This window comes from Streptomyces purpurascens, from assembly GCF_045040895.1.
Taxonomy (GTDB): domain Bacteria; phylum Actinomycetota; class Actinomycetes; order Streptomycetales; family Streptomycetaceae; genus Streptomyces; species Streptomyces purpurascens.
In genome coordinates, this window is record NZ_CP108341.1 from 1,582,416 (window position 1) to 1,596,296 (window position 13,881).

Below are 13,881 nucleotides of genomic sequence, written 5' to 3' on the forward strand. Positions count from 1 at the left end.
CGGCCACCCGGCCCGGCAGGAGCCCGGTCGGCCGTCACATGGCCGTCAACCGTTGCGGTCGGCGACCTTGACGCCCCTTGGGTGCCGGTGAACACTTCCGGTGTCAGTCGACATCGCCGTACATAATCGGCGTATTCCGGCACTGCGGCGCGTGGGCGCGCCTGCGCCAAGGCCCATTCCTCCACGGGCGATTCGGCTGCGACGGCACGCTCGTCACGGATGCCGGGCGGGGCACGGGATCGCGGTATCTCCCTGCCTTCGGCTGAAGTCGCCATGGGAAACGCACCCTGCACGTGAGGACCGGGGCGGGACCGTCCCGGGCCACGGCCTAGGAGCCGCCATGACTAACGGAGATATCTTCTTCGGCGAGATGATCGGCACGGCGATCCTGATCCTGTTCGGCGCCGGTGTGTGTGCCGCCGTCACCCTCAGGTTCTCGAAAGCACGGGCCTCCGGGTGGATCGTGATCGCGTTCGGCTGGGGCTTCGGCGTACTGGCCGGCGCGTACACCGCCGCTCCCCTCTCCGGAGGGGTCATCAACCCGGCCGTCACCTTCGGTCTCGCCGTCGACACCGGCGTGTGGAGCAAGGTCTGGGTCTATCTGCTGGGCCAGATCACCGGCGCCATGATCGGTGCGGTCCTGTGCTACCTCGTGTACTACGCCCAGTTCGCGGCCAACGTGCGGCAGACGGGCACCACGGAGGGCACAGCGGACGAACCTCTTCCGACGCTGGGCATCTTCTCCACGATCCCGGAGATCCGGAACCCGGTCGCCAACCTGGTCACCGAGATCCTCGCCACCATCGCCCTGGTGTTGCCCATCCTCGCCCTGGTCGGCCAGGACAGGCACGTGGAGGGCATCGGCATCGGCCTGGTCCCGGGCGGCGGCGGCATCTACGGGTCCGGTATCGCGATCCTTCTGGTGTCCCTCCTGGTTGTCGGCATCGGCCTGTCCCTGGGCGGTCCGACCGGTTACGCCATCAACCCGGCACGTGACCTCGGCCCGCGCATCATCCACGCCTTCCTGCCGATCCCGAACAAGGGCACCTCCGACTGGGGTTACTCGTGGATCCCCGTCGTCGGCCCACTGATCGGCGGACTGCTCGGCGGTGTCATCTACAACGCAGCCTTCTGAACCAGCCCAAGGGGTAGCCATGACGGACAACGCAGAAAAGTACGTCGCCGCAATCGACCAGGGCACCACATCGAGCCGCTGCATCGTCTTCAACCAGGACGGCGCGATCGTCGCCGTGGACCAGCGCGAACACCGCCAGATCTTTCCCAAACCGGGATGGGTGGAGCACGACGCCACCGAGATCTGGTCCAAGGTGCAGGCAGTGGTGGCCGGGGCGATCGCCAAGGCCGGACTGCGCGCCGACCAGCTGAGCGCGCTCGGGATCACCAACCAGCGCGAGACGACCCTCCTGTGGGACCGCGCGACGGGAAAGCCGGTGCACAACGCCATCGTGTGGCAGGACACGCGAACGGCGGCGCTGTGCAACCAGCTGGGCGGCTCGGACGGGCAGGACCGGTTCCGCGAGCAGACGGGGCTGCCGCTGGCCACCTACTTCTCCGGGCCCAAGGCCGCCTGGCTGCTCGACAACGTGCCCGATCTGCGGGGGCGTGCCGAACGCGGTGAGATCGCCTTCGGCACGATGGACTCCTGGCTGATCTGGAACCTCACCGGCGGCACGGACGGCGGGCAGCACGTCACCGACGTGACCAACGCGGGCCGCACCATGCTGATGAACCTGGAGACCCTCCAGTGGGACTCCTCGATCCTCTCCGCGATGAACATCCCCGAAGCGATGCTGCCCGAGATCCGGTCCTCCGCCGAGGCGTACGGCACCGCTGTCGGCCAGCTCGCCGGCGTGCCCGTGGCCTCCGCGCTGGGCGACCAGCAGGCGGCCGTGTTCGGCCAGGCCTGCTACGACGTGGGCACGGCGAAGAACACGTACGGCACGGGAAGCTTCCTGCTGCTCAACACCGGCAACCGCCCGGTGCCGTCGAAGAGCGGTCTGCTGACGACGATGGGCTACAAGATCGGCAGTGAGGCGCCGGTCTACTGTCTGGAGGGGTCGATAGCCATAACGGGCGCGCTGGTCCAGTGGTTCCGCGACCAGCTCGGCATCATCCGGACCGCCGACGAGATCGAGCCCCTGGCGGCGAGCGTGGAGGACAACGGCGGCTCGTACATCGTGCCGGCGTTCTCGGGCCTGTTCGCGCCGTACTGGCGCTCCGACGCGCGTGGCGTGATCACCGGGCTCACCCGGTACGTCACGAAGGCACACCTCGCGCGTGCGGTGCTGGAGGCGACGAGCTGGCAGACGCGCGAGGTCGTGGATGCCATGTACCAGGACTCGGGGGTGCAGATCACCACCCTGAAGGTCGACGGCGGCATGACGAAGAACAACCTGCTCATGCAGCACCAGGCGGACGTGCTCGATGTCCCCGTGGTGCGGCCCAAGGTCTCCGAGACGACCTGTCTGGGCGCCGCGTACGCGGCCGGTCTGGCCACCGGGGTGTGGAACGACCTGGACGAGCTCAAGGCGCACTGGCAGAAGGACGTCGAGTGGACGCCGTCGATGGAGGCGTCGGTGCGGGACCGCGAGTACCACAACTGGCGCAAGGCCGTGGAGAAGAGCTTCGGCTGGGAGGAGGACGGCGAGAGCTGACCACGCGCGCGTGGGGCCTTGTTTCCGGACTGCGGCCCGTACCCCGGTCGGCGGGGGTGCGGGCCGCACCGGTGGGTCGGGCCCGCGTCAGGTGGTCACCGTGTGGCGTTGGCCGGCCGCGTGTGCCATGGCGTGCTGGACGACGCCGATGAGTGTCTCCTTCACCGACTCGCGGTCGCGCGCGTCGGTCATCAGGAGCGGTACGTCGTCGTCGAGGTCGAGGGCCTGGCGGACGTCCTCGATCGGGTAACGCGGGGCGCCCTCGAAGCAGTTGACGCCGACGAGGAAGGGGATCGAGCGCCGTTCGAAGTAGTCGACGGCGGCGAAGCAGTCCTCCAGGCGGCGGGTGTCGGCGAGCACGACGGCACCGAGCGCGCCTTCGGAGAGCTCGTCCCACATGAACCAGAACCGCTCCTGGCCGGGGGTGCCGAAGAGGTACAGCACCAGGTCTTCGCGGAGGGTGATGCGGCCGAAGTCCATGGCCACGGTCGTGGTGTTCTTGCCTTCCACGCCGCTGGTGTCGTCGATCGGGCGACCGGCCTCGGTGAGCAGTTCCTCGGTGCGCAGCGGCCTGATCTCGCTGACCGCGCCGACGAGCGTGGTCTTGCCCACGCCGAAGCCGCCGGCCACCAGGATCTTGAGCGTGACGGGCTCGACCGGAGGCTTGCCGCGCTCAGAACGCCCGAAGATCATCGATCTCTTCTCCTGCTTGATGGGGGTCGGGCGACGGCGGGCCATAGCCTCCGCCGCCGGGGGTTTCGATGACGAGTACATCGCCGGTGACGACGTCCGCGGAGTCACTGCCGCCTAGTTCGGTCACGGTGCCGTCGGCGTGTTCCACCCGATTGGCACCGAGAGCGCCCGGCTCACCGCCGGCCATGCCGTACGGGGCGACACGCCTGTGCTGGGACAGGGTGGAGACGGTCATGGGCTCCAGGAAGCGGATGCGGCGCACGGCGCCGTCCCCGCCGCGCCACCGGCCGGCGCCGCCACTGCCGCGCCTGACCGCGAACTCCTCGAGGCGCACGGGCAGCCGCCACTCCAGCACCTCGGGGTCGGTGAGGCGTGAGTTGGTCATGTGGGTCTGGACGACAGGTGCGCCGGGGAAGCCGTCGCCCGCGCCGGAGCCCGAGGCGACGGTCTCGTAGTACTGGTGGCGCTCGTTCCCGAAGGTGACGTTGTTCATGGTCCCCGAGCCCTCGGCCTGGACACCGAGCGCGGCGTAGAGGGCACCGGTGATGGCCTGGGAGGTCTCCACGTTGCCGGCGACGACGGCGGCCGGTGGCTCGGGGGCGAGCAGGGAGCCGGGCGGTACGACGATGCTCAGGGGGCGCAGGCAGCCGTCGTTGAGAGGGATCTCGTCGGCGACGAGGGTGCGGAAGACGTACAGGACGGCCGCGTTGACGACCGAGAAGGGCGCGTTGAAGTTGGTGGGCAGCTGCGCCGACGTGCCGGTGAAGTCGATGGTGGCCGCGCGGTTCTCGCGGTCCACGCGCACGCGTACGCGGATGACGGCGCCCGAGTCGGTCTCATAGGCGTAGTCACCGTCGTCGAGGGCGTCGATGACGCGGCGTACGGCCTCTTCCGCGTTGTCCTGGACATGTCTCATGTAGGCCTGGACCACGTCGAGGCCGAAGTCCTCGATCATGCGGCCGACCTCGTCGACGCCCTTCTGGTTGGCGGCGATCTGGGCGCGCAGGTCGGCGAGGTTGGTCTTCGGGTTGCGGGAGGGGTACGGCGCCTCGGTGAGGAGGCGGAGGGTCTCGTCCTCGCGGAAGCGGCCGTCCTCGGCGAGCAGCCAGTTGTCGAAGAGGACGCCCTCCTCCTCGATGGTGCGGCTGTCGGCGGGCATGGAGCCGGGAGCGATGCCGCCGATCTCGGCGTGGTGGCCGCGTGAGGCGACGTAGAAGAGGATCTCCGGGTCACTCTCCGTGACGTTCGACGGTGGGGTGTCGAAGACCGGGGTGATCACGGTGACGTCGGGCAGGTGGGTGCCGCCGTGGTACGGGTCGTTGACGGCGTAGGTGTCGCCCGGGCGCATGCGGGAGCCACGCCGGCGGATGACCTCCTTGACGCTCGTGCCCATCGAGCCCAGGTGGACGGGGATGTGTGGGGCGTTGGCCACCAGGTTTCCGTCCGGGTCGAAGAGGGCGCAGGAGAAGTCCAGGCGCTCTTTGATGTTGACGGACTGGGCGGTGGACTCGAGGCGGGCGCCCATCTGTTCGGCGATGGACATGAAGAGGTTGTTGAAGACCTCAAGCAGAACCGGGTCGACTTTCGTGTCGAGATCGGAACTCTGTGTAATCGCGGCGCGTTCCATGACCAGATGCCCGTCGTCGGTCGCCGCGGCCTGCCAGCCGTCGTCGACGACGGTCGTCGCGCCGGCTTCGGTGATGATCGCCGGGCCGGTGACGGTGCCGCCGGGGGGAAGGCCCTCGCGGCGGTGGAGGGGTACGTCGCGCCAGACGCCGCCCGTGTGGAGGCGGACGGTCTGCGGCGTCGCGGGGCTGCCGTCGGCGGTGGCTTCGTAAGGGGCCAGAGCGGAGAGATCGGGGGGTTCTGTGATGCCGGTGGCTTCGACGGAGAGGGCTTCGACGACGATCGGTCGGTCGAGCGTGAAGGAGTACGTGGCGCGATGACGTTCTTCGAAGGCGTGCCGCATCGTGCCGGGCTCGGTCAGTTCGACGGTGAGGGTGGTGTCGGTGCCGTCGTAGCGCAGCTGCGCGCGGCGGGTGATCTCGATGTGTTCCTCGGGGACGTCCTCGGCGCGGAGTTCGGCGCGTGCCGCGGCTTCCAGGTCTTCGGCGGTCTTGCGGACGCCGGGCATGGAGGCGGGTTCCAGGGGTGCCTCGACGGACTGTTCGCGCATGGCGGTGGTGTCGGCGAGGCCGATGCCGAGTGCGGAGAGAACACCGGCCATGGGCGGCACGAGGACGGTGCGGATACCGAGGGAGTCGGCGACCATGCAGGCGTGCTGGCCGCCGGCGCCGCCGAACGTGGTGAGGGCGTAACGGGTGACGTCGTGGCCCTTCTGGACGGAGATCCGCTTCACGGCCGACGCGATGTTGGCGACGGCGATCTGCAGGAACCCCTCGGCGACCTGTTCGGGGGTGCGGTCGTCGCCGGTCTGCTCGCGGATCTCGCGCGCGAGGGCGGTGAAGCGGTCCCGGACAAGTGCTTCGTCGAGGGGCTCGTCGCCGTTCGCGCCGAACACCTTCGGGAAGTGGGCGGGCTGGATGCGGCCGAGGACGACGTTGGCGTCGGTGACGGCGAGCGGGCCGCCGCCCCGGTAGCAGGCGGGCCCGGGGTCCGCGCCCGCCGAGTCCGGCCCTACGCGGTAGCGGGAGCCGTCGAAGTGCAGGACCGAGCCCCCGCCGGCCGCCACGGTATGGATGTCGAGCATGGGGGCGCGGAGCCGGACGCCGCCGATCCGGCTGGTGAAGACGCGTTCGTACTCCCCCGCGAAGTGGGAGACGTCGGTGGAGGTGCCGCCCATGTCGAAGCCGATGACGCGGTCGAAGCCGGCCAGCTGCGACATCCGGGCCATGCCGACGATGCCACCGGCCGGCCCGGACAGGATGGCGTCCTTGCCGCGGAACTGCCCGGCCTCGGTGAGACCGCCGTTGGACTGCATGAACATCAGCCGTACGCCCTCGAGTTCGTCGGCGACGTGCTGGACGTAGCGGCGCAGCACTGGCGAGAGATAGGCGTCGACGACTGCGGTGTCCCCGCGGGGGACGAGTTTCATCAGAGGGCTGGCCTCGCTGGAGAGCGAGATCTGCGGGAAGCCGATGCGGGCGGCAAGTTCCCCTACGGCCTGTTCGTGGGCGGGGTGGAGGTGGCTGTGCATGCAGACCACGGCCACGGCCCGGATCCCGGCGTCGTACGCCTCCTGGAGGGGCCCGGCGAGGGCGTCGAGGCCGGGCGCGAGCAGGACGGTGCCGTCGGCGGCGATGCGCTCGTCGACCTCGGCGACTCGTTCGTACAGCAGCTCGGGCAGTTCGATGCGGCGCGCGAAGATGCCCGGGCGGTTCTGGTAGGCGATGCGCAGGGCGTCGCGGAAGCCGCGGGTGATGACCAGCAGGGTGCGCTCGCCCTTGCGCTCCAGGAGGGCGTTGGTGGCGACCGTGGTCCCCATGCGTACGGTCTCGACGGGGTCGCCGGAGTCGGCCAGCAGGGTGCGGACGCCCTGGACCGCCGCGTCGGCGTAGCGGGCCGGGTTGTCCGACAGGAGCTTGTGCGTGAGCAGCCGGCCGTCCGGGCGTCGCGCGACGACGTCCGTGAAGGTGCCGCCTCGGTCGACCCAGAACTGCCAGCCTGTCACGTCAGTACCCCGCTTCCGCGCTGCTCACAGCGCCCGGAGGCCGTTGATCACGTCGCGCAGAATACTCTCGTCCGGCAGTTCGGCAGGGGGTACGGGCCGGTTCACATGGACGAATTCCGAGTCCACGAGATCTCCGACGAGGACCCGTACCACCCCGATCGGCAGGTCGAGTTCCGCTGCGAGTTCGGCGACCGACTGCGGGACGTCACGGCACAGCTCGACGATGTCCACATGCTCCGGGGAGAGCATGTGGTCGGCTTCCGGATCGTCCGCGTGCGGTTCCGTGACCACGACCGCGATCAGGTCCAGGCGGTGCTGGCCCTGGCTGCTGGTGCGGCCGCGTGTCATGGCGTACGGACGGACGACCGGTCCGGCTTCGTCGTCGAACCAGTGGCTTCTTCCCTGACCGTCAGCGCTCATGTCATCCCACTACCCGCCTGCGGGCAGATCGGTGCGCGGAGCGGCACCCAGATGCACACCGACCCGCTTCACGAGGAGCGTCATCTCGTAGGCGACCTGGCCGACGTCCGAGTCGGCGTCGGAGAGGACGGCGAGGCAGCTGCCGTCACCGGCGGCGGTCACGAACAGGAAGGCGTCGTCGAGCTCGACGACGGTCTGGCGGACATTGCCGGCCTCGAAGTGGCGCCCCACACCCTTGGCAAGGCTGTGGAAACCGGAGGCCACGGCAGCCAGATGCTCGCTGTCCTCCCTGGTCAGGTCCCTGGACACCCCCGTCGGCAAACCGTCGCCGGAGAGCACGAGGGCCTTGCGGATGCTCGCGACGCGGTCCACCAGGTCGTCGAGGAGCCAGTTCAGCTCCCCCTTGATGGTCGCAGTGTGGCCGGTCGCCTTCGGTGCGGTCATCGACCGTCCCCCTCTGTCGTTCCTTGTCGTGCTGCGCCGCTGTGGGCGGCATCGCCCGCGGCGTTCTCATCACGGCCGCGCTGCCAGCCGCGCTGGAGCGAGGCCATGCGGCTGCGTACTTCCTCGGCGTCGCGTTCGACGGGCTCGGCCTTGTCCTCCGTGAGCGGCTCGGTCCCCCGCTTCAGCTGCGGAGCCAGGTTGGCCTGCCGAACGCGCCGGGGCAGCGGCGTGGTGCCGGAGCCGGTCTCGTGGCGGGTGGGCCCGCCGGTGCTCTCCGGCGCGGGCGCGGAGCGGTGGTCGGGTGCGTCCGGGCCACTGGATGCGATCTCCGCGCGGCGGGTGCGCTTGGGCAGAGCGGGCGGTTCCGACCGGTCGCCGACGGCACTGCCGGGCGTGGCCGGGGATTCGGTGTGGTCGGCGTCCCGCCCGGCCGCGCCGATGGCCGGGCGAGCGGACTCCGTCCCCCGGCGCCGTGCCGGCAGTGGCGGCGGTGCGTCGGTCTGCTCCTCGCCTCGCCGGGTGCCGGCCGAGGAGTCCTCGGTGCGGCGCCGGACCGGAAGCGCGGGCTCCGGCCCGGACCGGCCCGCGGCACGGCCGCTCGCGGACTCCTCGCCCCGCCGACGCGAGGGGAGCGAGGATGCGGCCCCCGATTCCGCTCGGCCGGTGGCCGTGGTGGGCTCCTCGTCGGTCTTCCCTCGACGAGAGCGCTGCTCGGTGACCGGGCGCCCGTGCGAGCTGACCAGCTTGGGGGTGTGGCGGCGGGGCGGAACGGCCGGAGCGCCGACCTCGTCGTCGGTGTCGGTCCGGTCCCGTCCGCCGCGGGCGTCGCTCTGCTGCTGCGGATCGGGGCGGCCGGCTGTCTCGTCCTGGGCGCGGGTGAGGGAGTGGCGGGGGCGAAACAGGGCGCCGTGTCCGCTGTTCTCGTCCTCGAGGGAGCCGGGGAAGCCGCTGAGGGCGTCCAGGTCCACCGGGGCCTCCAGCTCGACCGGGCCGTCCAGGAGGGAGGCAGGCAGGCCTGGACGCTGTGCGGGCGCCTGGGACAGGGCGGCGCGGCGGCTGTCCTGCGGCTCGCTCTCGGTGGCCAGCTGGGGGCGGTCGAGGCGGAACCCGATGCCGTTCGTGTCCGGAATGTCGTCCGTCAGCAGCGCGTCGGGGATGAAGACGACGGCGGTCGTGCCTCCGTACGGGGAGGGCTGCAGGGAGACCCGGACGTTCTGTCGCTGGGCGAGCCGGCTGACCACGAACAGACCGAGCCGGTCGGTGTCGGACAGCTCGAACTCCGGCGTCTCGGCGAGCCGGAGGTTGGCGTCCAGGAGCGCCTCGGCGGCCATTCCGAGGCCGCGGTCGTGGATCTCCAGGGTGAAGCCGTTGGCGACCCGCTCCCCCAGAACCTGGACGGCGGTGTGCGGCGGTGAGAAGACCGTGGCGTTCTCCAGGAGTTCGGCCACGAGATGGGTGAGGTCGGCGACGGCCGGGCCGGTGACGGCGATCCGCGGAAGGCGGCGGACCTCGATGCGTTCGTAGTCCTCGACCTCGGCGACGGCGGCGCGTACGACGTCCATGAGCTGGACGGGCTTGCGCCACTGACGGGAGGGGGCGGCGCCGGAGAGGATCACGAGGCCCTCGGCGTGCCGGCGCATGCGGGTGGTCAGGTGGTCGAGGCGGAACAGGTCGGCGAGTTCCTCGGTGTCCTCGGTCCGGCGCTCCATGGCGTCGAGCAGGGTGAGCTGCCGGTGGAGCAGGACCTGGCTGCGGCGCGCGAGGTTGACGAAGACCTCGGAGACGCCGGCGCGCAGCTCGGCCTGTTTGACGGCGGCTTCGACGGCTGCGCGCTGCAGGGTGTTGAGGGCCTGGCCGACCTCGCCCATCTCGTTCTTGTCGTACTCCAGGTGCGGGACCTCGGTCTCGACGTCGACCTGCTCGCCAGCGGAGAGCCGGCGCATCACGCTGGGCAGCCGCACCCCGGACGCCTCGTGGGCCTCCAGACGCAGCTGCCGCAGATCGCGGATGAGGGTGCGGCCGACGCGCACGGACAGGAAGAGCGAGACCAGGAGCGCGAGCAGGCCGAGTACGCCGGCGATGACGGCCTTGGCGATGACGCCCATGGCCACCGGGTCGACGCGGTCCTGGTAGCGGTCGTTGGCCTGGTCGTTGAGGGTGCCGAGTTCGTCGAGCACGTTGCCGGCGGCGCTGTCCCAGCTCTTCGCGGAGACACCGCGGGGAGCTCCGGACCTGGAGGAGACGGCCGCTTCCTCGGCCACGCGCAGCGGAGCGGAGGAGGCGTTCTTCCAGAAGCTCTCGTAGCGGTCGCGCTCCGCGACGGGCAGCAGCGGCAGATTGGCGTCGTACATCAGGGTGCGCTGGGCCACGAGGTCGGAGATGTCGCGCTCTTCGGAGTGGGAGATCTCGCCGACGATCAGGGCGGAACCAAGGAGGGCGTCCTCACGGGAGAGGAGTTCGCGGGCGCGGGCGAGACTGACCAGCGCGCGGTACTGCTTGTCCAGTTCGACGTTGTCGACCACGTGCAGGTTGGCCAGGAGGACGTAGCACGGGTCGACCAGCCGGTTGTAGAGGTCGAGGGCCTGGGAACGGTTGACTGTGCCGTCCTCGACACTGCTGCGCAGCGACTCGATGCCTTCGAAGGCGTCCAGGACCGCGGTCAGCCGCTCGTCGGTGTCCTCGCCCATCGCGTCGCGCACGTCCGGATTCCGGGCGTTCTCGCGGATGCTGCCGACGGCCTTGTCGGTCGCGGTCCGGCTGCGCCGGAGCGCTGCGAGCCCGTCGGAGGCACGGGGATCGGCAAGGTAGACGAGGGTCTGGCGGCGTTCCTCCTGGAGGACACGGACGGTGTCCTCCATGGGGTAGGCGATCTTCTCCACCACGGACGACACATTGAACAGGTCGGCCGCCTCACGCCCCGTGAGCACCGTGGCGAAGGCCCAGATCGCGCTCAGGGACACCAGCGGCACGAGAAGCAGCGCCACGATCTTCCGGCGGATGGACTTCCCGCGAAAGCGCATGGCCTCCCCCAGCTCGGGCCCCCGGCCTACCGGGGGTACACATGTGCGTCAACAAACGGCGCGAGCCTACTACCGACCCACAGGGAACTCGAAGACCGGTCCGGAAGGTGAACTTCCGCGCCAGCCACGAGGCATGGGGAGTTGTCCGGGCATTGCGGGAGTTGTCTCCCCGAAACCGATGGCGGCCGTGCCGGCCGATCGCCCTGACCTGCCAGGGCGGTTGGCTGAAATTTTTCGGTTCTTGGGAATCTTCGTGGTGGGTTGTTCGTCCTTCTCTACGGGAGATGGGGGCGGAATCGGCCACAGGAGCCGCATCCCGCACCTGGGCGGCGTAAAACAGCGCAAGCCGGGCAGCCACTGGGGAGCACGGGTCTTCGGATGCGAGCGAGCGGTCTGCTGGCGGTGGGGAGTGACACGTTGATGGGCACGGCGGAGCGGCGCGGGACGCCCGGGGCTGGTGGGGCGCATGCGCCGGGGTATCGGAATCGCGAGGCGACTGATCGCGACATTCCGGCTGAGGAGACGATGACCAGGGCTCACGAAAGAGCGGCCCTGGCTCACGAGGTGGGCCGCGGCCGACGCGAGCAGCAGTACAATCGGCCCCTGTGGGTCGAGGAGCCGGCCCGGCGACGGCGGTTGCCGGATCCGGTACGGACGGCGGCCGTGCGGGCGGTGCTCCTCATAGCCTTGACGCTGATCCAGGCGATGGTGGCCTTCCTGTGCACGATGGCGGGGTCCTGGCTGGCGTTCCCCATGGTGATCAGCAGCGTGGTCAGCACGATCGCGGCCACCTGGGGAGCCCTCGACGTGTGGGTGACGCGTCAGGTCTGGAACCAGCGCAACGGCGTGGTGTCCATGCCGAGCAGCACGGCACGGGCCCTGCGCCGCGAGCGGCGCCGGTCCCGACGGCAGGCACGCGCGGCCGTACGGGCCCAGGAGCGGATACGCCGGCGGGGCGGGGCCGGGCAGTTGTCCCACTCGTGAGGGGTGACGGCCGGGTGACCCTGGCGAGGCGTCCGGACCTTGGAGCGGACGCCAGGCCGATGCCCTCGCCGGTACTCCTCACCCTGCGGCGGACTGCACCCGCTCCTCCTCCGCGTCCCGAGCGAGTTCGCGTCGCGCCCGCATGAACGGGCGCGGGCGGTCCACGGCGAGCACCGCGGTCGTCCGGCCGTCCCGCTGGTACCGGGCGAGGAAGCCGCCCTCGGCCGGTGCGCCGTCGGAGAGCTCGCCCTCGGTGATGCGGACGGTGTCGCCGTCCGTGCGCCGCCCGGCGAACTGGATGCGGGCGCCGTACTGATCGGACCAGAAGTAGGGCACGGCGGTCGCGGTCTCGACGGTTCGTCCGGCGAGCAGGTTGGTCACGGCGGCTCTGGGCTGCTGGGTGGCCGACGTCCAGTGCTCGGCGCGGGTGCCGCCGACGCAGGCGACGTCGCCGACGGCGACCACCTGGGGCAGGGTCGTCACGCAGCCGTCGTCGCACAGGACGCCGTCGTGCAGGGCCAGGGCCGAACCGACCAGCCAGGCGGTGTTGGGGGTGGCGCCGATTCCGACGATCACGATGTCGGCGGGGAGGGTGCGGCCGTCGGTGAGGTCCACGCCGGTGACGGTGGTGGTGCCCCGCAGTCCGGTCACTCCGGTGCCGGTGACGAGATCCACCCCGCCGCGGTGGTGCAGTGCGGCGCACACGGCGGCCATCTCGGCGCCGAGTTGGGGCACCAGTGGGAGCGGGGCGGCCTCGACGACGGTGACGGAGTGGCCGAGGGAGGAACAGGAGGACGCGGTCTCGGCGCCGATGAAGCCGCCGCCGATGACGACGACGCGGCACGGGCCACGGGTGAGTTCCTCGCGCAGGGCACGGGCGTCGTCGAGGGTGCGCAGCGTGTGTACGCCGGCGAGGGTGTCGCCGGGGAGACGGCGGGCCGAGGCGCCCGTGGCGATGACGACACCGTCGGTGGACACGGTGCGGCCGTCGTCGAGCAGCACGGTGCGGCCGCGGGCGTCGAGGGCGCGGGCACGGACGCCGAGGATCCACTCGGCGCCGAGTTCGGCGGTCTCCTCGGTGTCGGTGAGGGCGAGTTGGGTCTCGTCGGCTCGGCCGGTGAGGAAGTCCTTGGAGAGGGGTGGCCGGTCGTAGGGGTGGTGAGGTTCGTCGCCGACGATCACCAGACGCCCGTCGTAGCCCTGGGCACGCAGTTCCCGGGCCGCGTACAGGCCGGAGAGGGAGGCGCCGACGATGGTCACGGTTCGCATGCGGCATGCCTCCTCGCGGCGTCCCACGCACTCGCCTCATCGATCGCGGCACGCCTGATCACGGCAACCGCACTGCCGGCTCGGCCCTCTGCGGGCCCACTGCCGGCGTCCGGGGCGTCGGCTCCGCCACTGGTGAGGAGCCTGTTCCCTGCTGCCGGCGGGCGGGCCGCACCGCTCGCGCCGCCTTCGCGTTTCGCGTTCACGCGGCCGTCCCCTCCTCCGCTGCGAGGTGGACGTGGATGAGGCCGTCTTCGACGGTGACGCTGTGGGTGCGGACGGCGCGACGGGCCGGGAGGCAGGTCGGGCGGCCCGTGCGCAGGTCGAACGAGGCGGCGTGCAGCGGGCATTCGACCAGGCAGCCCTCCAGCCAGCCCTCGGAGAGGGAGGCGTCCTGGTGGGTGCAGGTGTCGTCGATGGCGTAGAGGTCACCGTCGTCGGTGTGGAACACGGCGACGGGCGGTGTCGTCTCGATGCGGACTGATTCGCCCTTGGGGAGGTCTTCGAGGCGGCAGACGGGAATCACGGGCCCCCCTTTCGGTCCGGGACGTGGCCGGACCGTTCGGCCAGACTGTAGGCAGTTCATTGAGTGCCACGGACCGGGGCGGGTCCGGGCACGGAGAGGTGTGTTGGTGCCGTCGTCCGGTCGCGCCGTCAGGACCGAGTCCCCCTGCCGGGAGCTCGTCCCCTTCCGAGATCCGGACGCTTCGGTAACATGATGTTTCACATGGCGCATTGGCAAGCGCTA

10 protein-coding genes are annotated in these 13,881 nt (G+C 70.7%); 3 read left to right on the forward strand and 7 right to left on the reverse strand.

Annotation, left to right across the window (positions count from 1 at the left end; translation table 11 throughout):
* Positions 1-340 precede the first annotated feature (340 nt).
* The gene (locus OHU35_RS07200; RefSeq protein ID WP_189726344.1) at positions 341-1,135 is read left to right on the forward strand and encodes an MIP/aquaporin family protein; all 795 of its coding nucleotides are present in this window, start codon (positions 341-343) and stop codon (positions 1,133-1,135) included.
* A gap of 19 nt (positions 1,136-1,154) precedes the next feature.
* Positions 1,155-2,675 (forward strand): glycerol kinase GlpK, encoded by a 1,521-nt coding sequence (gene glpK, locus OHU35_RS07205; protein ID WP_189726345.1) that lies wholly within the window; start codon positions 1,155-1,157, stop codon positions 2,673-2,675.
* Positions 2,676-2,762: 87 nt separating this feature from the next.
* On the opposite strand, the gene OHU35_RS07210 is transcribed toward glpK, so the two are convergent.
* From OHU35_RS07210 to OHU35_RS07230, 5 genes are read right to left on the reverse strand one after another with little or no spacing between them, the layout of a single operon-like run.
* The gene (locus OHU35_RS07210; protein WP_189726346.1) at positions 2,763-3,368 is read right to left on the reverse strand and encodes an ATP/GTP-binding protein; all 606 of its coding nucleotides are present in this window, start codon (positions 3,366-3,368) and stop codon (positions 2,763-2,765) included.
* Positions 3,349-6,999, reverse strand: a complete 3,651-nt coding sequence (locus OHU35_RS07215; protein WP_189726347.1) for a hydantoinase B/oxoprolinase family protein — start codon at positions 6,997-6,999, stop codon at positions 3,349-3,351. The genes OHU35_RS07210 and OHU35_RS07215 overlap by 20 nt, the downstream gene beginning before the upstream one ends.
* A 24-nt stretch (positions 7,000-7,023) precedes the next feature.
* Positions 7,024-7,419 carry a DUF742 domain-containing protein gene (locus tag OHU35_RS07220; protein ID WP_189726348.1) on the reverse strand — a complete coding sequence of 132 codons (396 nt, stop codon included), beginning with the start codon at positions 7,417-7,419 and terminating at the stop codon, positions 7,024-7,026.
* A gap of 9 nt (positions 7,420-7,428) precedes the next feature.
* Positions 7,429-7,863: a roadblock/LC7 domain-containing protein gene (locus tag OHU35_RS07225; RefSeq protein ID WP_030247150.1), complete on the reverse strand. Its 435-nt coding sequence runs from the start codon at positions 7,861-7,863 to the stop codon at positions 7,429-7,431.
* Positions 7,860-10,883: a nitrate- and nitrite sensing domain-containing protein gene (locus OHU35_RS07230; protein WP_189726349.1), complete on the reverse strand. Its 3,024-nt coding sequence runs from the start codon at positions 10,881-10,883 to the stop codon at positions 7,860-7,862. Before OHU35_RS07230 ends, OHU35_RS07225 begins: the two co-directional genes overlap by 4 nt.
* A gap of 420 nt (positions 10,884-11,303) precedes the next feature.
* Here OHU35_RS07230 and OHU35_RS07235 point away from each other — a divergent pair, with 420 nt between their 5' ends.
* The gene (locus tag OHU35_RS07235; RefSeq protein WP_359896576.1) at positions 11,304-11,867 is read left to right on the forward strand and encodes a hypothetical protein; all 564 of its coding nucleotides are present in this window, start codon (positions 11,304-11,306) and stop codon (positions 11,865-11,867) included.
* A gap of 78 nt (positions 11,868-11,945) precedes the next feature.
* On the opposite strand, the gene OHU35_RS07240 is transcribed toward OHU35_RS07235, so the two are convergent.
* Both OHU35_RS07240 and OHU35_RS07245 read right to left on the reverse strand, forming a co-directional pair.
* Positions 11,946-13,136: an FAD-dependent oxidoreductase gene (locus OHU35_RS07240; RefSeq protein WP_359896545.1), complete on the reverse strand. Its 1,191-nt coding sequence runs from the start codon at positions 13,134-13,136 to the stop codon at positions 11,946-11,948.
* A gap of 199 nt (positions 13,137-13,335) precedes the next feature.
* Positions 13,336-13,659, reverse strand: a complete 324-nt coding sequence (locus OHU35_RS07245) for a bifunctional 3-phenylpropionate/cinnamic acid dioxygenase ferredoxin subunit (RefSeq protein WP_184597050.1) — start codon at positions 13,657-13,659, stop codon at positions 13,336-13,338.
* Between the last annotated feature and the right edge of the window lie 222 nt (positions 13,660-13,881).

Coding starts and splice junctions, on each gene's coding strand:
- OHU35_RS07200 (WP_189726344.1), top strand. CDS start 341: ATGACTAACGGAGATATCTTCTTCGGCGAGATGATCGGCACGGCGATC.
- glpK (WP_189726345.1), top strand. CDS start 1,155: ATGACGGACAACGCAGAAAAGTACGTCGCCGCAATCGACCAGGGCACC.
- OHU35_RS07210 (WP_189726346.1), bottom strand. CDS start 3,368: ATGATCTTCGGGCGTTCTGAGCGCGGCAAGCCTCCGGTCGAGCCCGTC.
- OHU35_RS07220 (WP_189726348.1), bottom strand. CDS start 7,419: ATGAGCGCTGACGGTCAGGGAAGAAGCCACTGGTTCGACGACGAAGCC.
- OHU35_RS07225 (WP_030247150.1), bottom strand. CDS start 7,863: ATGACCGCACCGAAGGCGACCGGCCACACTGCGACCATCAAGGGGGAG.
- OHU35_RS07230 (WP_189726349.1), bottom strand. CDS start 10,883: ATGCGCTTTCGCGGGAAGTCCATCCGCCGGAAGATCGTGGCGCTGCTT.
- OHU35_RS07235 (WP_359896576.1), top strand. CDS start 11,304: ATGGGCACGGCGGAGCGGCGCGGGACGCCCGGGGCTGGTGGGGCGCAT.
- OHU35_RS07240 (WP_359896545.1), bottom strand. CDS start 13,136: ATGCGAACCGTGACCATCGTCGGCGCCTCCCTCTCCGGCCTGTACGCG.